The 22,741-nt window shown below is 49.5% G+C and carries 18 protein-coding genes and 2 tRNA genes; 13 read left to right on the forward strand and 7 right to left on the reverse strand.

The annotated features are described in order from the left end of the window. Positions 1–224: 224 nt before the first annotated feature. Both BRW83_RS04460 and BRW83_RS04465 read right to left on the reverse strand, forming a co-directional pair. Entirely contained in the window at positions 225–515 is a 291-nt protein-coding gene (locus tag BRW83_RS04460; RefSeq protein WP_005881200.1) for an H-NS histone family protein, read from the reverse strand. A gap of 275 nt (positions 516–790) precedes the next feature. Further along, the gene (locus BRW83_RS04465; protein WP_005881198.1) at positions 791–1,222 is read right to left on the reverse strand and encodes a putative toxin-antitoxin system toxin component, PIN family; all 432 of its coding nucleotides are present in this window, start codon (positions 1,220–1,222) and stop codon (positions 791–793) included. Between the two features lie 23 nt (positions 1,223–1,245). Between BRW83_RS04465 and BRW83_RS04470 the strand changes: the two genes are divergently transcribed. Then, complete coding sequence (locus tag BRW83_RS04470; RefSeq protein WP_005881196.1) at positions 1,246–2,025, forward strand: YaaA family protein; 780 nt, start codon at positions 1,246–1,248, stop codon at positions 2,023–2,025. 11 nt (positions 2,026–2,036) lie between these two features. Here BRW83_RS04470 and BRW83_RS04475 read toward each other — a convergent pair whose 3' ends face one another. After that, positions 2,037–2,432 (reverse strand): hypothetical protein, encoded by a 396-nt coding sequence (locus BRW83_RS04475; RefSeq protein ID WP_005881194.1) that lies wholly within the window; start codon positions 2,430–2,432, stop codon positions 2,037–2,039. 185 nt (positions 2,433–2,617) lie between these two features. On the opposite strand from BRW83_RS04475, the gene BRW83_RS04480 reads away from it, so the two are divergent. After that, complete coding sequence (locus BRW83_RS04480) at positions 2,618–3,076, forward strand: RidA family protein (protein WP_005881192.1); 459 nt, start codon at positions 2,618–2,620, stop codon at positions 3,074–3,076. 5 nt (positions 3,077–3,081) lie between these two features. Further along, entirely contained in the window at positions 3,082–3,441 is a 360-nt protein-coding gene (locus tag BRW83_RS04485; protein WP_005881190.1) for a hypothetical protein, read from the forward strand. Positions 3,442–3,454: 13 nt separating this feature from the next. On the opposite strand, the gene BRW83_RS04490 is transcribed toward BRW83_RS04485, so the two are convergent. The 4 genes from BRW83_RS04490 to BRW83_RS04505 all read right to left on the reverse strand — a co-directional run bounded on the left by BRW83_RS04490 (position 3,455) and on the right by BRW83_RS04505 (position 10,772). Continuing rightward, a complete protein-coding gene (locus BRW83_RS04490; protein ID WP_231284498.1) occupies positions 3,455–6,037 on the reverse strand; it encodes a bifunctional diguanylate cyclase/phosphodiesterase in 2,583 nt (860 codons plus the stop codon). 204 nt (positions 6,038–6,241) lie between these two features. After that, positions 6,242–8,560 carry a DNA topoisomerase IV subunit A gene (gene parC, locus BRW83_RS04495; RefSeq protein WP_005881185.1) on the reverse strand — a complete coding sequence of 773 codons (2,319 nt, stop codon included), beginning with the start codon at positions 8,558–8,560 and terminating at the stop codon, positions 6,242–6,244. A 24-nt stretch (positions 8,561–8,584) separates the two neighbouring features. Beyond that, complete coding sequence (locus tag BRW83_RS04500) at positions 8,585–10,564, reverse strand: DNA topoisomerase IV subunit B (protein ID WP_005881183.1); 1,980 nt, start codon at positions 10,562–10,564, stop codon at positions 8,585–8,587. Between the two features lie 46 nt (positions 10,565–10,610). Then, positions 10,611–10,772: a hypothetical protein gene (locus tag BRW83_RS04505; RefSeq protein WP_155811812.1), complete on the reverse strand. Its 162-nt coding sequence runs from the start codon at positions 10,770–10,772 to the stop codon at positions 10,611–10,613. Between the two features lie 291 nt (positions 10,773–11,063). On the opposite strand from BRW83_RS04505, the gene rimP reads away from it, so the two are divergent. The 10 genes from rimP to BRW83_RS04560 all read left to right on the forward strand — a co-directional run bounded on the left by rimP (position 11,064) and on the right by BRW83_RS04560 (position 22,731). After that, a complete protein-coding gene (gene rimP, locus BRW83_RS04510) occupies positions 11,064–11,555 on the forward strand; it encodes a ribosome maturation factor RimP (protein WP_036603047.1) in 492 nt (163 codons plus the stop codon). Further along, a complete protein-coding gene (nusA, locus tag BRW83_RS04515; protein WP_005881179.1) occupies positions 11,552–13,111 on the forward strand; it encodes a transcription termination factor NusA in 1,560 nt (519 codons plus the stop codon). Before rimP ends, nusA begins: the two co-directional genes overlap by 4 nt. Before the next feature lie 56 nt (positions 13,112–13,167). Continuing rightward, on the forward strand, positions 13,168–16,110 hold the full coding sequence (infB, locus tag BRW83_RS04520) for a translation initiation factor IF-2 (protein ID WP_005881177.1): 2,943 nt from the start codon (positions 13,168–13,170) through the stop codon (positions 16,108–16,110). A gap of 70 nt (positions 16,111–16,180) precedes the next feature. Further along, a complete protein-coding gene (gene rbfA / locus BRW83_RS04525) occupies positions 16,181–16,570 on the forward strand; it encodes a 30S ribosome-binding factor RbfA (protein ID WP_005881175.1) in 390 nt (129 codons plus the stop codon). A gap of 64 nt (positions 16,571–16,634) precedes the next feature. Continuing rightward, entirely contained in the window at positions 16,635–17,591 is a 957-nt protein-coding gene (gene truB, locus BRW83_RS04530; RefSeq protein WP_005881173.1) for a tRNA pseudouridine(55) synthase TruB, read from the forward strand. A gap of 141 nt (positions 17,592–17,732) precedes the next feature. Beyond that, the gene (typA, locus tag BRW83_RS04535) at positions 17,733–19,565 is read left to right on the forward strand and encodes a translational GTPase TypA (protein ID WP_005881171.1); all 1,833 of its coding nucleotides are present in this window, start codon (positions 17,733–17,735) and stop codon (positions 19,563–19,565) included. 645 nt (positions 19,566–20,210) lie between these two features. Beyond that, positions 20,211–20,483 carry an HU family DNA-binding protein gene (locus BRW83_RS04545; RefSeq protein WP_005881170.1) on the forward strand — a complete coding sequence of 91 codons (273 nt, stop codon included), beginning with the start codon at positions 20,211–20,213 and terminating at the stop codon, positions 20,481–20,483. A 52-nt stretch (positions 20,484–20,535) separates the two neighbouring features. Continuing rightward, positions 20,536–20,611, forward strand: a tRNA-Val gene (locus tag BRW83_RS04550). Positions 20,612–20,635: 24 nt separating this feature from the next. Continuing rightward, positions 20,636–20,712, forward strand: a tRNA-Asp gene (locus tag BRW83_RS04555). A 75-nt stretch (positions 20,713–20,787) separates the two neighbouring features. Continuing rightward, a complete protein-coding gene (locus BRW83_RS04560) occupies positions 20,788–22,731 on the forward strand; it encodes a SurA N-terminal domain-containing protein (protein WP_005881169.1) in 1,944 nt (647 codons plus the stop codon). The last annotated feature ends 10 nt before the right edge of the window (positions 22,732–22,741 follow it).

Genomic DNA, 22,741 nt, shown 5'->3' on the forward strand with positions numbered 1-22,741 from the left:
GGTTTTCATTACCCTGTTAATGCAGGGCTTATATGGATATGAAAAAATTCAGTCAAATTTGAAAGGGGAAATTATTGAAAAAAAGCAACTTTGGGGTATTGGATGGAAGAGAGGTAATTGAAGAAAAAAGGCCTGCACTGAGCAGGCCTTCAGGATGACAACAAGCAATAAAACTGTTTGTATTATTTTTTTAACTTAATATAAGTTAATAATCTGAAACGGAATTATTTGATAAGATATTTGTCTTTGTTTTTCGGGTCGATCCATTTTGGAGCCTTGCCACGACCCGACCATGTTTCACCACTTGCCGGATTGCGGTATTTGGGAGCCAGCGGTGCGCGGACACGCCCGGTTTTCTTTTTATTGGTGAAACCGAGATCGGCCAAAGTGATCCCATATTCCGCCATCGTCATTTTGATTTGAGAAATGGCATTGGATAATTCGTTTTTGCGCAGCTCTTCAGCTTCGTTTTGAAGCTGCTTTATCTGGTCCTGCAACTGTTTGTATGTCGCCATGATTTTGTCCCCGTCAAGTGTCGGAAAATTTCTGAATTCCAGCACGGAATCTTCAAGGTTCCGGTGTATGTTTTAATAAGTAAAATAACTGTTCCGTTATTTTAATGGATATATTTTATCTTTACATTTTAAATAAATAAAGTCTTTATTGACTATTTAATCCCCGATTTGTCAGGATTATTCTATTTTTAATCAAGAAATCACTTTTTCTAAAGGAAAAATTCCATTAAATTAATTGGTATGCAAAATAAATGCCTGACTTGTTCTTGTCTGATTCATACAAGTTGCTTCCATTGGTCAGGGCTGATTATACGGAAAAAACCGTTACGGGTATTTTTACGGGCCAGTTTCAATAAAGCCTTGTCTTTTGTAATAAGGACGTGAGCTCTGGCGTCAAAAGCCAGCTCCATGAATTTCTGATCGTCTTTATCGCTGCAGATGGGGAGTAAATGGTAATCCTGTTTTTTCGGTTCGATTAATTGAATGAGTTCGTCGAATTCGAGTTTTGAACGTTCTTTTTGCCTTACATCCAGATTCAATTTGGGATAATCGAGTACACGTAGCCACTCTTCGCGACAATCTTCACGTGTTATCGCGTGAAATGTGTCTGCTTTGATGGCGTCGTGAAATGGTTTAATGGCGGGGTCGCGGAAAACGAAGAGGTCCAGGCAAACGTTTGTATCCAGTACGGCTAAAATAGAGTTCATGAATTTTTTTGATTGGTTTTTTTATGCTGATTATTCTATCACCCTCGAAACGCAAGAAATTTTCGGACAAGATAATTACAGATCCATTTCTGAAGAAATATTTGACTCGTCCGGAATGGATTTCAAAAGCCGGAAAAATTGCAGATATGATGAGATCGTATTCACCGTCTGAACTGGCGGATGTTTTGAAAGTTTCTGACGCGATTGCGATTAAAGAAGCCGGCTATTTTGAGGAATGGAATGTGAATGCCGTTCAACCGGAAACACAGCCTGCCGTTCTGTCTTATGACGGCGACGTTTACAGGGCTATGGATGCTCGCAATATGACAGAGAAAGAATGGGCATGGTTAAATAATCATTTGCGTATTCTGTCAGCCCTTTATGGCATTTCGAAACCGTTCGATTTGATCCAGCCATATCGTATCGAATTTCATAGTACAAAGGTCCGGCCGGATAATATGAGCTTGTACGATTACTGGCAAAAAACTGTTATGCAATCGATTAATGGCGACCTGGAGAAAATGGATGATCCTGTTCTGGTCAATCTCGCTTCAGAAGAATTTTCAAAAGCGGTCGATGTAAATAAACTGAAAGGAAAAATGATCACGCCCGTTTTTCAGGAAATGCGGCCGGGTGGTGCAAAAGTCATCGGTTTATATGCGAAGAAAGCACGGGGACTGATGACGCGATATGCAGCGGAAAATGGCATTAATGTGGCCGAAGATTTGAAAGCTTTTGATGTCGATGATTATGCTTTTAATGAAAAAGCATCGACGGATTCGGTCTGGATTTTCAGGCGCTGAGTTGTCTTTATTCAACTGGCCTGTTTTTTCCGGATTTCTTCCAGCAGTGAATCGGGTCCGTTGTGTTCGAGCATGAGAACCAGTTGAAGATGCTGGTTGACGGCGTCAGTCCAGCTGGCAAATCGCCATTGGGGATGAATGTCGTCCGGCAATCCAAAAACGCTGGTTTCGAAGAGTTGCTTTTCACCCGTGCCGAAAGCATGGTCGATGCCGGTAAAAACAGTCGAAACAGTCAATTCACCAACCCGGGTCTGTTCGATGATCCGGTTGTCTGACGATTTCATCCCGCTAGCATATTCGGCAAAAGTGCAAGGCACCGGTTCTTTATCGACGAGCTTGTAAAAATGCCCTTCAAGCAAGGCGTCAATGTCTTCAAAAGTCTCATCATTCCTGTTCGCGTCGTTCATTTTGTCCAGTCATTTGTCTGTTTGCCCTATTTTAACGGACAAAAGAAGATGCCGTTTTGTTTTTGACCACGTTTGCATGTCCGTTTCAGGTAAAACGTATCCGTCAGGAACCGGCTTGGATATAATGGTTCGATCGAATGCCTGTATCTCTTTTTTTTCGCTTAACTCTTGTCGGGAATAAAAAAATGTCCGTTTATGAAAAGATCAAAGCACTGAATATCGAATTGCCTCCTGTTGCCAAACCGGTTGCCGCTTATGTGATGTATGTCCAGTCCGGCAATCTGGTTTATCTGTCCGGCCATATTGCCAGGAAAGACGGCAAACCGCTGGTTGCCCAGTTCGGCAAGAATATTTCGGTTGAAGACGGCAAAATCGCCGCCCGCAACACAGCGATTGATATGATTGCCACTTTGCAGGATGCCTGTGGTGGTGATTTGAAGCGTGTAAAACGTATCGTCAAGGTTTTGTCCCTCGTGAATTCGACGGGGGATTTTACCGGGCATCATCTGGTTACGAATGGCGCTTCGGAATTGCTGGTGGACGTATTCGGCGATGCCGGTCGTCATGCACGTTCCGCATTCGGTGTTGCACAACTGCCGACCGGTGCCTGTCTGGAACTTGAGCTGATTGCCGAAATCGACTGAAAATTATGAAAAAGCTTGTTATCCTGCTGATGCTGGGTTTTGGTGTTTCGGCATGTTCACTGCCTGTTCATTCCAATGGAAAAACAGGCAGTTCCATGGCTGAAAATGCTGAATCCGATTGTGGCACGGTTGTTATGCTCCGCCCCGCTGAAGTCAGGGAAGGGTTTTCACGTGATCTGGATTGCAGTCAGGGAAATGGCAAAAACACGGCATCAGGGCAGGCGTGTTTTCAATATACCGTTTTGCTGGATCATGGCGGTTCTTTCATGATCGCACAGCCGGAGGTGCTTTCCATGGTGGTCGGTAAAAGGGTATGTATTGTGCCCGGTGCTTCGGGCGGTTCAGCAGTCATGATAACCGAGTGAACCGGGGCAGGGATCAGTTGGGCAGTTGCAGGCGGTTGATTTCTTTCGCCGGCAGTGTCGGGCTGATTACATAGCCCTGATACTCGTCGCATCCGATTTCTTTTAATCTGTTCGCCTGATCTGTCGTTTCGACACCGCCAGCAGAAACTTTGAGGTTCAGGTTTTTGGCCATGGCGATGATGGCACCCGCTACATCGGCATCGCTGCTTTGCGTTCCAAGAGCACGGATAAAGCTTGGGTCGATTTTGATTTTCTCGATGGGAACCCGTTTCAGATGGCTGATGCTGGAACAGCCGTTACCAAAGTTGTCCAGCGCGATTTTGACGCCCATATTCCGGAGTTCGTTCAATAGGTCGATAACCGTACGGATATTTTCGGTAATGCTGCCTTCGGTGATTTGCAGTTCCAGAAAATCAGGCGTCAGATCGTTTTCTTCGAGTGCGTTTTTAATTGTTCCCAGCAAATCTTTCTGCTTCAGCTGGATGGAAGACAGATTGACGGAAACAGTTTTGGAAAAGCCCTGATCCTTCCATTTTTTCGCCTGTTTGCAGGCAGTGTTGATGACCCATTCCCCGATTGGACCGATCAGGCCGGTATTTTCAGCTATGGAAAGAAAACGTGACGGCATCAGAATGCCGAATTGGGGATGATTCCAGCGCAAGAAGGCTTCCACGCCGGTCATATGCTGGTTGTGCATGTCGATGATCGGCTGGTATTCGAGAAAGAAATCGCCGTTTTTCAGAGCAGTTTTCAGGTCTTCTTCCAGTTGCGAACGTTCGATCAGATGCAGGTTCATCTCGGCGTTGAAAAACTGGTAGGCGTTTCTGCCGTTTTCTTTCGCGTGATACATTGCCGTGTCGGCATTTTTAAGCAAGGTATCGATTTCCTTGCCGTCTTCAGGAAAGAGGGCGATGCCGATCGAAGATGTGATCGACATTTCATAATTTTCGATCTGGTAGTTTTGCGACAGGGTATGCATGATATTGTTGGCGACCATAGCCGCATCGTCCGCTTCACCGATATCGGAGAGGAGGATAACGAATTCATCACCTCCCTGCCGGCTGACCGTGTCGTTTTTGCGGACGCACTGGGTCAGCCTTTGGGCAACCTGTTGCAAAAGACGGTCGCCGATGGCATGTCCGAGTGTATCGTTGATGTGTTTGAATTTATCGAGATCGAGGAACATGACGGCGGCACGCCTGTGGTTACGTTCAGCTGCGATCAGCGTCTGACCGAGCCGGTCGAGCAAAAGAATCCGGTTGGGCAGTCCGGTCAGAAAATCGTGCTCGATCATGTAGCGGGTATGGTCTTCGAGGAAATCATTCTGGCTGATGTCTAGCAGAACACCGATATAACTGATGATTTTTTCATCCATATCCCGAACGATTTTGATCGTGAGGTATGTCGGTTCGATCCGCTGTTCACGGTTTTTCTCGAAAGTCGCCATTTCTTCGTGGTCGGTACAGATGATCACGTCACATAGCTGGCTGTAGCAGGATGAGTCGGAAATGCCAGGTTGCAGATACCACTGGTGGTTTCCCATGATCTGTTCCTGCGAAAGTCCTGTCATCCGGGTAAACTGGTAATTGACAACGGTGATACGGCCGGTCTGGTCGGCGATGAATATGCCATCACGATTGTTTTCGAAAAGACTGCTGGCAATGGCCAGTGCTTTTTCAGTAGTTTTATGTGACGTGATGTCCAGTGCAATGCCTTCGAGCAGGATCGCACCTGTCTGGTTTTCCTCGATCAGAAAACATTTCCAGTTGACCCATGCAAAATCACCGTTCGGCTTGTTGATTCTTATTTCGATGTCAAATCCGATTTTGCTGTTAATGGCGGAGCGGAGCGCACCACGGATTTTTTCGACACTGTCGGAATGGATCGTATCCATAAACTGGGTAAAACCGATGTCGGCAAAAGAAACGAATCCGAAAATATCGCCACCCTTGTCGGAAAAGTGGAAATGCATTTCTTCCATAGCCTGTTTTTTCGAAAGCGACGCTTTCCACAGACCGATTTCGGAACGTTCTACAGCCATACGATACAGCTGGCTGTCTTCCTGCAATTGCTGTGCCCTGGCTTCTTCTCTGCCCAGTTTTTTCTTTTCATCAGTAATATCTTCCAGAGACAGAAGAAGATTCTGGTTTTTGTCGTCGGAAAAACTGCGCATTCGAAAGATTCTTTCGGTTTTTGCGGTTTGTCCTTCCCAGATGGAATGGTTTCTGCTGCTTTTCAGTTTTTTGGTGACAATCAGAAAGGAATCCCGGTCGGCTTTCTTCAGATAATCGGCAAAGAAGGTTTGTTCCAGTCTGACAGGGGTGTGGCCGAGCAAGCGTGCAGCGGCATAGTTGGCCTTGAGGATTTTTCCGGATTTGTCGAGAACGAGCATGGCTGCCGGTACTTTCTCGAACATGCGACGGTAGTCCGTCCGGTTGTTTTCTGAAAAAAGCGGGTCGGTTTCACCCGTAGTGGCAAAAAGATTATTGCTCGGATCCGGATCGGTTTGAAACAAATCATCCGGTGTCGCATCACCCTGAATTTTCCCGGATGAGGATTCATCTTCCTTTTGCCGGAATTCACGGGAATTCTTCATCCGTTTTTCTGAATTGCCGTCGTTTTGCATATATCAGGGTGTGAAAAAGACCGTCAAAAAGGCACGGGCGAATATAACCCATGCGGCGTTTGTGCGAACGAACCATGGAATTACCCGTGAAACCGGACGGGGTGTCCTGTCGCACGGGTAATTCTCCGGGGTATTGAATCACAACTCGCGAAAAGCTGAACAAATAAATGCAGATTATTTGATGTTTTCGAGACTGGCGGGGGTGAAACGGGTCTCGACGGGCTTGCCTTTGCGGGCACGCTTGCCTGTGTACGTTTCAATCTGGTTTCCACTGATGCGGACTTCATAGCGGTTGTCGTTTTTGGCCATGCAAATAACAAGGCAGCCATTATCATCGACTGGCAGCGTTGCCCTGATTTTTTCGCCTTTATCGAGTCCCATCAGGATAACGCCATGTCCGCCGGAAGAAAGCACTCGCAATTCGGTGGCGTCGAAAAGAAGGAAGCGGCCCTTTTCGGAAAGAACGCCGATCGATTTGCTTGCTTCAGGAATGACAAGCGGTGGCAAAAGGGTTTCCCCATCTTCAAGGGAAATAAACGATTTGCCATTGCGAACCCGGCTCATCATGTCGGATGTTTTCGCTGCAAAACCGTAGCCTGAATCCATTGAAAGCAAAACGGATTTGTCTGGTGAGCTGACAAGATACTGAACGATGGTCTCATCGATACCGATTTCGGCAAACGTCGTGATCGGCATGCCATCGCCCCGTCCGCCGGGCAACTGGTGAACGGGAATGGTGTAGATCCTTCCCGTTGACGAAAATGCCAGCAGGAAGTCCGTGCTCCTGCATTCGAAACTGGAGAAAAGGTTGTCGCCGGATTTGAACGTGATGGCAGAGAGATTGAGTCCGTGTCCGGTGCGTTGGCGAACCCAGCCATTTTGCGAAATGATGACGGTAACGGGTTCATCGACGATTTTCTGTTCGGCAGTAGCCCTTTCGGCTTCTTCGATCAGGGTACGGCGTGCGTCACCGTATTTTTTGCGGTCGGCCTCGATTTCACGGATGATCAGCCGTTTCATGGAAGACGGGTTGTCAAGCAGGTCGTGAAGGCCTTTCTTTTCCTTGCGCAGCTCGGCCAGTTCCTGTTCGATCCTGATTTTTTCCAGACGGGCCAACTGGCGCAAGCGGATTTCAAGGATGTCGTCAGCCTGTCTTTCAGATAGCTGGAATGCGTCGATCAGGGCGGCTTTCGGCTCGTCCGATTCACGAATGATGTGGATGACGGCGTCGATATTCAGCAATACGGTTTCACGACCTTCCAGAATGTGGATGCGGTCATCTACCCGTTTAAGCCGCCAGTTCGTGCGGCGGGTGACAGTGGCAAAACGGAAGTCGATCCATTCGGAAATGATATCGGTCAGGCCTTTTTGCCGGGGGCGTCCGTCGATGCCGATCATGACAAGATTGACGGGTGCATTGCACTCCAGAGAGGTATGCGCCAGAAGCATTTGCATGAATTCGTCCGGATTTTGCCGTTTCGATTTGGGTTCCAGAACAATGCGAACCGGTGCATCGCGACTGGCTTCATCCCGGATGGTGTCCAGAATACCCAGAAATTGCTGGCGCAGGGCGACCTGTTCTGCCGACAGGGCTTTTTTACCGGCGCGGACTTTCGGATTGGTGATTTCCTCGATTTCCTCGAGTACTTTCTGGGCGGAGGTGCCGGGTGGCAGTTCGGAAACAACGGCTTGCCATTGTCCTCGTGCCAGTTCCTCGATCTTCCAGCGGGCACGTACCTTGACACTACCCCGGCCGTTTTCGTAGATTTCCGAAATGGTATTGGGTGCGGTGATAATCTGTCCGCCTCCCGGAAAGTCGGGGCCCGGGATGATTTCCATCAGTTCGGCGTGGCTGATGGATGGATTGCGGATCATGGCGACCGCAGCAGTTGCCACTTCATTCAGGTTATGCGAAGGGATTTCGGTAGCCATGCCGACAGCGATACCGGATGCGCCGTTTAATAATGTGACCGGCAATCTGGCAGGCAGGAGTTTCGGTTCCTGTGTAGAACCATCATAATTGTCCTGAAATTCAACGGTTCCCTGATCGATTTCTTCCAGCAGCAGTTCGGCAATGGGTGTCAAACGCGCTTCGGTATAACGCATTGCAGCAGCGCCGTCACCATCGCGCGAACCGAAATTGCCGTGACCGTCGATCAAGGGGTAACGCATCGAAAAATCCTGTGCCATCCTGACGAGTGCATCGTAAACGGACTGGTCGCCATGCGGATGCAATTTGCCGAGGACATCGCCGACGACAGCTGCCGATTTTCGCGGTTTGGCCTCAGAATCCAGTCGCAGTTCGTTCATGGCGTACAGGATGCGGCGTTGTACCGGTTTTTGTCCGTCGCAGACATCAGGAAGTGCACGCCCTTTGACGACGGAGATCGCATAATCCAGATAGGCGCGCTCGGCAAAACTGGCGAGCATCAGACTTTCCTTGTGTTCGTCATCCGGCGGCAACTGATCGAAAAGCGTGGGTTGTTCAGTCATGGTGTGTCATTCAATTATGGTCTTTTATATGTCGGCTTCAGCTTCGTTACCGTGTTCTTCCATCCAGTTGCGTCGTGCAGCCGCTTCGCCTTTGCCCATGAGCATCTGGAAACGTTCTTCCGATTCGTTGCGCGAAAAAATGCCGAACGTGATCGGCAACAGCCGGCGTGTATCGGGATTCAGGGTCGTTTCCCATAACTGTTCGGCGTTCATTTCGCCCAGTCCCTTGAAACGGGAGATTCCCAAAGCGTTGTCTTTGATGCCTTCGCTTTTGAGTTTTTCCAGAATGCCGTTCAGTTCGGAATCATCCAGCGCATACAGTTTTTGCATCGGTTTTTTGCCGCGTGCAGGAGCATCGATCCGGTAAAGTGGTGGGCGCGCCACGCAAATATTCCCGTTTTCAATCAATTTCGGGAAGTGACGGAAAAAGAGGGTCAAGAGCAATACCTGAATGTGTGAACCATCTACGTCGGCATCGGACAGGATGCAGATTTTTCCATAACGCAAGCCGGAAAGATCGGGATCATCTGCCGGAGTGTGAGGGTCGACCCCGATGGCAACGGAAATGTCATGGATTTCCTGATTGGCGAACAGACGGTCTTTTTCGGTTTCCCAGGAATTCAATACCTTGCCGCGCAGGGGGAGAATGGCCTGGAATTCCTTGTCACGCCCCATTTTGGCCGACCCACCTGCGGAATCGCCTTCGACCAGAAAGAGTTCATTACGGCTGATGTCGTGTGATTCGCAATCAGTCAATTTTCCGGGAAGCACGGCGACAGCGGAAGATTTTTTCTTTTCGACTTTTTGCAGTTGCCGCATACGCGACTGGGCCTGTTTGATGACCAGTTCGGCCAGTTTTCGTCCATATTCGACGTTCTGGTGGAGCCATGTTTCGAAAGCAGGTTTGACGAAATGGGAAACCAGCCTGACTGCGTCGCGCGAGTTCAGCCGTTCCTTGATCTGGCCCTGAAACTGGGGGTCGAGCACTTTTGCGGAAAGCACGAAAGAGACCCGGGCAAAGACGTCTTCGGGCAGTAACCTGACGCCTTTCGGCAAAAGTGAATGGATTTCGGTAAAACTTTTGACGGCATTGAACAAGCCGTCACGAAGACCGCTTTCATGCGTGCCACCTGCAGTCGTGGGGATCAGATTGACGAACGATTCCCTGATCAGTGGGCCTTCTGTTGTCCATGCAACGACCCACGCTGCGCCTTCGCCGCTGGCAAAGCCTTCATTGTCATGGTCGGCATAAAGTTCACCTTCAAATAGCGGAATGACGATTTCCTCGCCGGTTGTCAGTTCCAGTTCCTGTGACAAATATCCCCGGAGGCCGTTTTCATAATGCCAGGTTTCGGTTTCGTTCGTTTTTTCGTTCTGGAGTTCGACATGAACGCCAGGCAGCAGAATGGCTTTGGAACGAAGAAGGTGTTTGAGTTCCGCCAGCGGAATCGTCATGGAATCGAAATATCGGGCATCGGGCCAGACAGTCACTTTGGTACCCGATTTTTTTTCGCCGCGTGCAATCGGCCGTGAAGTCAGTGGCTCGGTGACTTCACCATCGGTAAAAGCAATCTGGTGAACTTCCTTTTCCCGCCAGACAGTCACTTCAATCCGTTTTGACAATGCATTGGTGACGGAGACACCGACGCCGTGCAGACCACCTGAAAAAGCATAGGCGTTATCGCCGCCCTTGGTGAATTTGCCACCGGAATGAAGACGGGTGAAAACGATTTCGACTGTCGGGACTTTTTCTTCCGGGTGCATCCCTACCGGAATGCCACGGCCGTCGTCTTCAACGCTGACACTGCCATCGGCGTTCAGGGTGACGTTGATGTTTTTGCAATAGCCGCCAATCGCTTCGTCCGAAGCGTTATCGATGACTTCGGTTATGATATGAAGCGGGTTTTCCGTGCGGGTGTACATCCCGGGGCGCTGGCGTACCGGTTCAAGTCCTTTCAAAACCTTGATCGAGGCTTCGCTGTAACTGGTTTCTTTTAGAGCCATATTTTTTGTCTGTTCCAATACTTCATTTGTTTTTGCCGCAAAGATGTCAATCACAGATAAAACCGCCTGATTTTACCGTTTTCGATGCGTTACGCAAAAGATCAGCCCTGTCTTTTTGAGAAGGATTAAAAAAAGCAGGCATTATGAATACGATGTTCGGGCGGTTTGTGGCAAAAAAGCGAGTATAAGGCAATTTTCCTGTATTCATGCCGTCTCGCACCGTCATGATTATGCTGTCTTCGATCTGGCTGTTTCTTTTTGAAAAGCTTACTCATTGATATTATTGGAATTCCTGTCGCCTTGCATTGCAGGACACGCATATATTGTATATAATGAGCAACTTATTACGGTTTCGTCCATTTTCTGGATGGTGCTGGTGCTTTGAATTTTGATCATGGGCTTTAGCCCATTTTTTTTTCATTATTCGATCCGATGCACCACTAACAACATGATTTTCCTTCTTTTTGAGGGAAATTCGAATGAATAGAAACGGGAGCGGATTTTGTTGCAGGAACTGATTGAAAAAACGGTAAGCGGCTGCGGGTATGACCTGGTCGATGTGGAAAGGGCGCAGGGAAACCTGTTGCGTGTCTATATCGATTTCAAGCCTGAAGATGCCGGACGCGGCAATATTTCGCTTGAGGATTGCGAAAAGGTCAGCCGTCAGTTGTCGCATGTCCTGATGGTTGAGGATGTCGATTATGACAGGCTGGAAGTCTCTTCGCCGGGTCTTGACCGTCCTTTGAAGAAATTTGCCGATTTTGTTCGTTTTGTTGGAATGGAGGCGCACGTCAAACTGCGCAAACCGGTTACGGGAATGTCGAATCGCAAGACTTTCCAGGGAATTCTGCTGGCTCCCGAAGGGGATGAACTGGCTCTGGAGTTCGAAGGAAAGGATGAGAATAACAATTCCGTTTTGCATTTTACAATCGCTGATATAGACAAGGCACATTTGGTGCCGCAGGTGAATTTTAGGAGCCGTAAAGCATGAGTCTCGAAATTCTGCAATTGGTTGATGCGCTGGCACGCGAAAAAAACGTAGACAAGGAAATTGTCCTGGGTGCGCTTGAACATGCTTTGGCCCTTGCTACGAAAAAACGTTATCCCGGTGACGCGGACATACGCGTTTCCATCGACCGTACCACGGGCGAGGTCGAAACCTTCCGCCGCTGGCACGTTGTGCCGGATGAGGCCGGTTTGCAGCAGCCGGATCAGGAAATGCTGTATTTTGAAGCCAAGGAACAGTTTCCGGACATCGAGGTGGACGATTACATCGAAGACCATATCGAATCGATCGATCTGGGCCGTCGCTTCGCACAGGATACGAAACAGATCGTTTTGCAACGCATTCGCGATGCCGAACGTGAACAGGTTTTACAGGACTTCCTGGATCGTGGCGATTCGCTGGTGACCGGTACGGTCAAGCGGATGGAACGCGGCGACGCCATTGTCGAATCCGGCAAGGTTGAAGCACGCCTGCCTCGTGAACAGATGATTCCAAAGGAAAATCTGCGTGTTGGCGATCGTGTTCGTGCCTATATCCTGCGCGTGGAACGGGGTGCCCGTGGCCCACAGGTTATCCTGTCTCGTACGGCGCCTGAATTTATCGTCAAGCTGTTTGAACTGGAAGTGCCTGAAATCGAACAGGGTCTTCTGGAAATCAAATCAGCTGCACGTGACCCTGGCGTTCGTGCGAAAATAGCGGTATTCACCAGCGACAAGCGAATTGATCCGATCGGTACCTGTGTCGGCATGCGCGGTTCCCGCGTTCAGGCCGTTACCGGTGAACTGGGCGGTGAACGCGTCGATATCGTCTTGTGGTCGGAAGATCCTGCGCAGTTCGTTATCGGAGCTCTGGCTCCTGCCAACGTCACATCTATTGTGGTCGACGAAGACAAACATGCGATGGATGTGATCGTCGATGAGGAAAATCTGGCGATTGCCATTGGCCGCAGTGGCCAGAACGTTCGTCTGGCAACCGAGCTGACAGGCTGGAAGATCAATATCATGACGGCTGAAGAATCGGCTGACAAATCCGCTCTGGAAAAAGCCGAACTGCAGAAACTGTTCATGGAAAGACTCGACGTCGATCAGGAAGTGGCCGATATCCTCATTGAGGAAGGGTTCACGGCACTGGAAGAAATCGCTTATGTGCCGATTGGCGAAATGCTGGAAATCGAGGCATTCGATGAAGATACGGTCAATGAAATCCGCCAGCGTGCCCGTGATGCCCTGATCACTGAAGCGATCGCTTCCGAAGAAGGTATGGCCGGTATGGAAGAGGAACTGGTCAATCTGGAAGGAATGGATCGGCAGGTTGCAGGAAAGCTTGGACTGGCTGGCGTGAAAACCCTGCAGCGTTTTGCCGAGCTGGCTTATGACGAATTCGGTGCCATTCTGGCCCTGCCTGTCGAACGGGCCCGCCAGTTGCTGGAAAACGAATTTGCCGATGTTACGGACGATGAAATGAAACTGATCGATGCGAAGTACGACGACGAAGCGAAAGAGTTGCAGGCCAACGCCTGGAAACTGGTTGAGTCGAAGTAAGCTCAACGCTTGTCCTGATTCGTATTTGCCGCATCAATTAGAAGAAAGAGGAATGAATGGCGACTAACAATGTAGCCCAATTTGCAGCCGAACTGAATATGCCTTCTGACGTACTGTTGAAACAGTTGCGTGACGCCGGAGTGGACAAAAACTCGGCCGATGATATCCTTTCGAAGGAAGACAAGGACAAGTTATTGAGTTTTCTGCGCGGGTCGCATGGTTCGCCATCGGGTGAAAAAAGAAAAATTTCTCTGACCCGAAAGGAAACCACCGAAATCAAGCAGGCTGACGCTACGGGCAAATCCAGAACGATTCAGGTCGAGGTTCGCAAGAAACGGACGTTTGACAAACGGGAAGAACAGGCTGCCCATATGGCGGCTGCCGAAAGACGGGTTGTTCCTCCCGTTATCGATGAAGCTGAAAAACAGCGTCGTGCCGAAGAGGCACGCCGTCAGGCTGAACTGATCGCCCGTCAGGAAGCCGAATTGCGTGAAAAACAGGCTTTACTGGCTCAAATGGAAGCCGAGAAGCAGGAACGGATCAAGGCCGAAGAACAGGCCCGGATCGAAGCCGAAGAGTTGAAAAAGAAAGAAACCGAGCAGCGTGAGGCGGCTGAAAAAATGCGCCAGGATACTGAACGGCAGAAAATGGCTAAACAACAGTTGGCTGCAGAAGAAAAAGAAGCGGCCGAAGCTTTGAAGAAGGCAGAAATGGCTAGGATGGCTGAAGAAGCGGCACAGGCTGAAAAAGCGAGAACAGAAGCGGAAGCTGAACGCGTTCGCCGGGCTGAGGAAGCGGAACGTGCCCGCAAGGCAGTGGAAGACGAGGTCGCCCAGATCAAGGCGATGATGAGTACTTCTGCTTCCCGTAAAGTGGTGAAACAACCGGAAAAACCGGCTGCCGCACCCGCAGGAAGCTCTCCGGCGTCCCAGAAAAATGCCGGAACGATTTCCAAACCGGCACAAGCCAGACCGGCACAGGACAAACCGGCCGAGAAAAAGGCTGCGCCTGCTGCCGACAAGAAAACGGAAAAGAAAACGTCTGCCGACAAGAAAGCGACCAAAACAGCTTCTACATGGCAGGAAGAAGGTGCGAAAAAACGGGGTGCAGGCCTTAAAAGCCGTGGTAACGATATGTCCGGACGCGATGGTGGCTGGCGTAGTAGTTCGGGTGGCCCGAAAGGACGTCGCCACGCGCAGGTTGCCGAACGGGAAAGCAATTTCCATCAGCCGACAGAAGCGATTGTTCATGACGTTTACGTTCCTGAAACCATTACCGTCGCCGAACTGGCGCACAAGATGGCTGTCAAGGCTTCCGAAGTGATCAAGCAGTTGATGAAACTGGGCCAGATGGTCACGATCAATCAGGTGCTGGATCAGGAAACGGCCATGATTCTGGTCGAGGAAATGGGACACAAGGCTTTCGCTGCCAAGATTCAGGACGTTGAAGCGGAACTGGCCGAGATGGGTGACAATGAAAACGCTGAATTGTTGCCGCGCGCTCCGGTCGTTACCGTTATGGGTCACGTCGACCACGGCAAGACGTCTCTTCTTGACTATATTCGCCGTACCAAGGTCGCTACCGGCGAAGCGGGTGGCATTACCCAGCATATCGGTGCGTATCACGTCAAAACCGGTCGCGGTATTGTGACTTTCCTCGATACTCCGGGCCATGAAGCTTTTACTGCTATGCGTGCCCGTGGTGCGAAAGCGACCGATATCGTTATTCTGGTTGTCGCTGCTGACGATGGCGTCATGCCGCAAACGAAGGAAGCGATTGCGCATGCGAAAGCGGCTGGCGTTCCTATCGTTGTGGCAATCAACAAGATTGATAAACAGGGAGCCAACGTCAATCGCGTTACGCAGGAACTCGTTGCAGAAGACGTCATTCCTGAAGAATACGGTGGCGACATTCCGTTTGTTCCTGTTTCGGCAAAATCCGGACAGGGTATCGATTCCCTGCTGGAAAACGTCTTGTTGCAGGCTGAAATTCTGGAATTGACCGCACCGGTCGAAGCAATGGCAAAAGGTCTTGTCATTGAAGCCCGTCTGGACAAGGGACGTGGCCCGGTTGCAACCGTGCTGGTTCAATCCGGTACCCTGCATCGTGGTGACGTGGTTCTGGTCGGACAGGAATATGGCCGTATCCGTGCCATGCTGAGTGAAACCGGCAAGGCCATTTCCGAAGCGGGCCCGAGTATTCCTGTGGAAATTCAGGGACTGACCGGTGTTCCTTCTGCCGGTGAAGAAATCGTTGTTTTAAACGATGAACGCAAGGCGCGTGAAATCGGCCTGTTCCGTCAGGGCAAGTTCCGTGACGTGAAACTGGCAAAACAACAGGCAGCCAAACTGGAAAACATGTTCGAGAATATCGGGGAAGGCGAAGTCAAGTCATTGCCTCTGATTATCAAGACCGATGTTCAGGGCTCGCAGGAAGCGCTTGCTTCTTCCCTGTTGAAATTGTCCAACGATGAGGTCCGTGTCCAGATCGTTCATGCTGCCGTCGGTGGCATTACCGAAACGGACGTCAATCTGGCGCTGGCTTCGCAGGCGGTCATTATCGGGTTTAACACCCGTGCCGATGCACAGGCCCGCCATCAGGCGGAAGCCAATGGAGTCGACATTCGTTACTACAACATCATTTACGATGCGATCGATGAGGTGAAAGCGGCGATGTCGGGCATGCTGGCTCCGGAAAAACGCGAGCACGCTTTGGGTCTGGTCGAAATCAGGCAGGTCATCAATGTCAGCCGTGTCGGTGCCATTGCAGGCTGTTTCGTCACCGAAGGTCTGGTTCGCCGCGGTTCTCCAGTTCATCTGTTGCGTGACAATGTCGTTATCTGGTCCGGTGAAATCGATTCCCTGAAACGTTTCAAAGATGACGTCAAGGAAGTCAAGGCCAACTTTGAATGCGGCCTCACGCTGAAAAATTACAATGACATCAAGGTCGGTGACCAGCTTGAAGTGTATGAAATTCAGGAAATCGCAAGAACACTGTAATTTTCTGCGACAGGTTTTACAATTTCGGATATGTTGATATTGGATATTTTCTTTTTTTAGGGAGTGGATCATGGCAAGACACAGCAAATCGATTCCCGGCCGCAGCGTTCGTGTGGCTGACCAGATCCAGCGCGATCTGTCCGATATCATTTTTTCGGAACTGAAAGACCCGCATGTCGGGATGATCACTATCACGGACGTGAAGGTGACGCCCGACTATGCCCATGCCAAGGTATTTTTCACCATGCTGGACGACAGTCCGGACAAGGTTAAGACGACTCTGGACAGCCTGCACCGCGCTTCGGGATTTTTGAGAATGCAACTGGGCAAGCGCCTGCATATTCATACGTTGCCGCAACTGTCTTTCGTTTATGACAATTCCATCGCCCAGGGAATGGCTTTATCCCATTTGATCGATGTGGCCAATTCCGAGCGTGCTAAAGACGATGGTGAAGTCTGATTTTCAATTTTCATTTCCGGCCTCGTGAAAACGGGGCCTTTTATTTTTCAGGTTCAAGGGATTTATGAGTCAGGCGTTCGTCAAGAAAAAACGGCTGGATATCGATGGTGTTTTACTGCTGGACAAACCGGCAGGCATTTCCAGTAACGATGCCTTGATCAGGGCCAAGCGGATCATGAATGCCAAAAAAGCAGGGCATACCGGAACGCTCGATCCTTTTGCAACCGGGCTCTTGCCGATCTGTTTCGGCGAAGCGACCAAATTCTCCCAGGACCTGCTGGATGCTGACAAGACCTACGAAACGGTTGTTCATCTCGGCATTTCCACAACCACAGGCGATACAGAGGGCGAGGTCTTGAAAACATCCGAAGCCGTTTTGTTTTCACAAGATGAAATTGAGTCGGCACTTGCCATGTTCAGAGGCGACATTTTTCAGATTCCGCCCATGTATTCCGCACTGAAGCGGGATGGTAAACCTCTTTACGAGTATGCGCGTGCCGGAGTGGAGCTCGAACGAGAAGCCCGTCCCGTTACCATTTCAGAACTGACATTACTCGACTGGGAATCTCCTTTTCTGACCCTTCGGGTGGCCTGCAGCAAGGGAACGTATGTTCGAGTTCTGGGCGAAGATATCGGTAATGCTTTGGGGTGTGGTGCACATCTGAAAGCACTTCGCCGTATCAGGGTGGGTTCTCTCGGAATTGAAAAGGCGGTTTCACTGACGGATATGGAAACAGCATTCCCCGAAGAAACAGCAGCACGACACGAAAAGCTCGAACCGGTGGATTATCTCTTGTCTTCCTTTCCTGCGCTTTCACTGAACGCCATGCTGACGAAGCGGTTTTTAAACGGACAGCGTCTGTCGCTGGCAAAAGAAGGTGTTCAATTGTCTGACGCACGAGGGCGTTTCAGGATTTATGCGTCCGACAGTGGCATTTTCATGGGAACGGCACAATTAAGGGAGGATGGTGTTCTGGCTCCCGAACGTCTGGTGTCGCTGGCACGGATTCCCGAAAGTTGACGAACAAAATTCTTTTTTCAGTTACCGGCACGTCAACCGGCTTTCTCTTTTGACGTTTAAATGTCGTGGCTGTTTTCATATTCGGAAACGTTCACGTGTTAAAATACCAAGTTATCCTTTTCTATTATTTATCAGGTTTTTATGTCTCAAACTACACGCGCTATCCGCAATGTCGCGATTATCGCGCACGTCGACCATGGCAAAACCACTCTCGTCGATCAGCTGCTGCGTCAATCGGGTACTTTCAGGGAAAATCAGGCCGTTTCCGAACGGGTGATGGATTCCAACGATCTGGAAAAAGAACGCGGGATTACCATTCTCGCCAAAAACTGTGCTGTCGAATATGAAGGGACGCACATCAATATCGTCGATACCCCGGGCCATGCCGACTTCGGTGGCGAAGTGGAACGTGTCTTGTCGATGGTCGACAGTGTGCTGCTTCTGGTCGATGCCGTTGAAGGACCGATGCCACAAACCCGTTTCGTGACCCGCAAGGCACTGGGTCTGGGACTGAAACCGATTGTCGTGATCAACAAGATCGACCGTCCGGGTGCACGCCCTGACTGGGTGATCAATGCCACTTTCGATTTGTTCGACAAGCTTGGCGCAACGGAAGAACAGCTCGATTTTCCGGTCATTTACGCTTCCGGACTGAACGGTTATGCCGGTCTGGATGATAGCGTCCGTTCCGGAGACATGCGTCCCCTTTTCGACGCGATCCTGAAATACGTTCCGGTTCGCGATGCCGATCCGGATGGTCCTTTCCAGATGCAGATTTCCTCTCTGGACTATTCTTCCTACGTCGGAAAAATCGGTGTCGGTCGTGTCAACCGCGGTCGTGTCAAACCCCTGCAGGACGTGATTATCTTAAATGGTCCGGATTCGACGCCGATCAAGGCACGTATCAATCAGGTCCTTTCTTTCAAGGGACTGGAACGCAAGGTCATCGATGAAGCGTCCGCTGGCGACATCGTGCTGATCAACGGAATTGAAGCGATTGACATCGGTTCGACGATTTGCGATCCGGAACATCCGGAAGCCTTGCCGATGCTGACGGTCGATGAACCGACGCTGACGATGAATTTCATGGTCAATACGTCTCCATTTGCCGGCCGTGAAGGCAAGTTCGTCACCAGTCGCCAGTTGCGTGAAAGACTGGATCGCGAACTGAAATCGAATGTGGCCTTGCGTGTAGCGCCGACGGATGACGATACTATTTTCGAAGTGTCGGGGCGTGGTGAATTGCATTTGACGATCCTCATCGAGAACATGAGACGCGAAGGATATGAGCTGGCCGTTTCCCGTCCACGGGTCGTGTACAAGGATATTGACGGTGTCAGACACGAACCGTATGAAGCGCTGACAGTGGATGTCGATGAAACCAATCAGGGTGCGGTCATGGAAGAGCTTGGCCGTCGCCGTGGCGATCTGCAGGATATGCAGCCAGACAGCAAGGGACGTGTCCGCCTTGAATACCGGATTCCGGCTCGCGGGTTAATCGGTTTCCAGAGTGAATTCATGACCTTGACTCGTGGTACAGGCCTGATGAGCCATGTTTTCGATGATTATTATCCTGTCGATCCGTCCAAGGCAGAAGCAGGTGGTCGCAGAAACGGTGTATTGATCTCGCAGGATGATGGTGCAGCTGTCGCTTACGCTTTGTGGAAATTGCAGGAACGGGGCCGTATGTTCGTCAACCACAATGATCCGGTTTATGAAGGCATGATTATCGGTATCCATTCGCGTGAAAACGATCTTGTCGTCAATCCGATCAAGGGAAAACAGCTGACCAATATTCGTGCTTCCGGTACGGATGAAGCGGTCAGGCTTGTTCCACCGATCCAGATGTCTCTTGAATATGCAGTCGAATTCATCGAAGACGATGAACTCGTTGAAATTACGCCGAAGAGTATCCGTCTGCGCAAGCGTCATCTTTCCGATATCGACCGCAGACGTGCAAGTCGTGCTTCATAAAGGGTAAAAACTGAAATAAAAAAGGGACCTTTCAGGTCCCTTTTTTTATGTCGTTTTATTTGTTTTTTCTTTTTTTTATAAAAACGTTGTTTTCATGCAACATTTATTTTTGAAATTTTTTACCTTTCCGGAGATCCGAAAACACAATTTTTTTGTCATGATTGTCGTTCGGTTCAGGGAAAACATCCCAGTGGATGAGCTTGTCTGATTTCTTGAAAATGCATATATGAAATGCAAATTAAATTTCACGATTCGACTCTTTTTTGATGAGTTGTCCAAAAAACAATTATTGAAAATACTGATATCGTTGAGCTGACTATTTCAGGAAGTTGTTCACTTACAACATACAGGTAAATTTTTTGCAGAAATTTTTCATCAAAAAAGAAACCCCAAGGCTGAATTTGCTGATTCTCAAACGAAGGAAAGATTACTGTCGTTTTCCTTATTTTTGTGTTGATTTTGTTCGGATTTCGACCGAATATGGTCGGGCATGTTTTTCGGCCAGCAATTGGCAGGGATTTCAGGTTTCGTTTGGGGGTACCGGTAAAGGTACATTTTTTTTCTTGACACTTCAGTGGCACGCTTGTTTAATGCATGCACTCAAGTTTGTCTCTGATGGACATTTAAATATTTGTAGGGGGTTGCGTGAATAAAACTGAGCTTATCGAGCATATCGCCAAATCTGCTGACATTTCCAAGGCAGCGGCTGCTCGTTCCCTGGATGCAGTGATTGATGCAGTAACGACAAGTTTGAAAAACAATGACAGCGTTACTCTGGTAGGCTTTGGTACCTTCAGTGTAGGTGAACGTGCTGCTCGTTCCGGCCGCAATCCACGTACCGGTGAAGTTATCAAAATCAAATCAGCAAAAGTTCCTAAATTTAGGGCTGGTAAATTGTTAAAAGATGCTGTAAACTAATGTTTTTTACGACGCATGACAAACGTCGAGTTTGACTGGCTAAGAATAAGAAGGGTGCTTAGCTCAGTTGGTAGAGCGGTGCCCTTACAAGGCATAGGTCGGGAGTTCGAGCCTCTCAGCACCCACCAAACAGTCAAACCAGTGCAGTTTTAGGAGTGGTAGTTCAGTTGGTTAGAATATCGGCCTGTCACGCCGGGGGTCGCGGGTTCGAGTCCCGTCCACTCCGCCAATAAACGGAAAAGGCGAACACTTGTTCGCCTTTTTTTTATTTCAAACGCATCTTCTTAAATGGGCAGAGACCGCCATGCTTGAGTTTATACGAAACCACAAACGTCTGACTCAAATCATTCTTCTTGTTTTCATCATTCCTTCCTTTATCTTTGTCGGTGTCGAGGGGTTCAAACGTTTTGGTGATGGGGATGCCGTTGCCAAGGTTGCCGGAAAATCCATTACACAGCAGGAATGGGACAATGCACAGCGTGAACAGGCGGAACGTCTCCGCCAGCGTGCTGCCGCTTCCGGTCAGCCATTCGATAACAAATGGATCGAGTCGTCCGAATTCAAATGGAATGTATTGCAGAACCTGATCGTCAAACGTGTTCTGCTTGAAACCGTCAACAAGGAAAACCTTTCCGTTCCCGAGCAGATCGTTTTGCAGCGTATTCGTGAAATTCCGGGTCTGATCGGACCGGACGGAAAACTGGATGAAGCCCGTTACAAGGAAGCGCTGGCTGCGCAAGGTCTGAACCCGGATATGCATTTCGCCATGGTCCGTCAGGATATGGCTATCCAGCAACTGGCTGCACCGATTGAATACAGCGCTATCGAGCCGACAGCCGTTACACAGCGTGTTTTCAACCTGTTTGAACAGGAACGTGAAGTCCAGCATTTGTTCTTCAATAATGCCGCTTATCGCAGCAAGGTTTCGGTAACGGACGAGGAGTTGAACGCCTTTTACAAGGCGCATGAAGCCCAGTTTACGATTCCTGAACATGCCGATGTGGAAGTGATCGTACTGGATATGCCGTCTGTTGCCAAAAACATCAAGATCAGCGACGCCGATTTGCAGAGTTACTATTCGCAGAACAAGGATCGTTTTTCCATCCCTGAAGAACGTCGCGCACAGCATATCCTGATAGCGGTCAACAAGAATGCGACCGAAGCGGAAAAGTCAGAGGCCAAAAAGAAAGCGGAAGGCATTCTGGCTGAACTGAAAGCCAATCCGGCTCGTTTTGCCGAACTGGCCAAAGCCAATTCGCAAGACCCGGGTTCTGCACAAAATGGTGGCGATCTGGGTTTCTTTACCCGTGGCAAGATGGTCAAACCGTTTAACGATGCTGTTTTCGGTATGAAAAAAGGCGACATCAGCGATCTGGTCCAGACAGATTTCGGCTATCACATCATTACTGTTTCCGATATCAAGCCGGCTGTAGCCAAGCCGCTGGCTCAGGTCAGGGACCGTGTTTTGCAGGAACTGACACGTGAACAGGCCAACAGGAAATTCGCGGAAATGTCGGAAACGTTCTCGAATATGGTTTACGAAAAACCGGATAGTCTGAAACCGGTTGCGGATGCCCTGAAACTGACGATTCATTCTTTCCCTAATCTGGCACGTGACCCGGCAATTGCCGCCAAACAGAACCAGTTGCTGGCCAATCCGAAGATTTTGCAAGCCATTTTCACGGATGATGTCGTAAAAGGAAAACACAATACCGAAGCGATCGAAGCGGCTCCACAGGTACTCGTTGCGGCACGTATTGCCAAGCATTATCCGGCTACCCTGACGCCATTCGACAAGGTCAAACAGGTGATCACCGCTGAAGTGATCAATGAAAAAGCCCAGAAACTGGCAAAAGCGGCCGGTGAAGCCGAACTGGCGAAACTGAAAGAGGGCAGCAATGCAAACGGTTTCTCGTCTTCAATCATGGTTTCGCGTCACAAGATTGCAATGGCCAATCGTGCCGAACTGGCTCCGGTCATGAAAGCGGACGTTTCCAAATTGCCGGCTTATGTGGGGGCGGATGTTCCGGGAATGGGGTATGTGATTTATCGCATCACCAAGGTGGTGACGCCGTCCAATCCTGACAAGAATCTGCGTGAAGCGATGAGCAAGCAAATGGCTAATGTGGCATCGCAGCAAGATCTGAATGCCTATCTGAATTATCTGAAAAAAGAAGCCAAGGTTGAAATTCTGGTCAAGAGTCCCGCTGAGGAAAAAGGGGAAACGGCCACGGAAGCAGCCAAATAAGCGACAGACT

Origin of the sequence: Oxalobacter formigenes (assembly GCF_002127965.1) — a bacterium.
Taxonomy (GTDB): Bacteria; Pseudomonadota; Gammaproteobacteria; order Burkholderiales; family Burkholderiaceae_D; genus Oxalobacter; species Oxalobacter formigenes.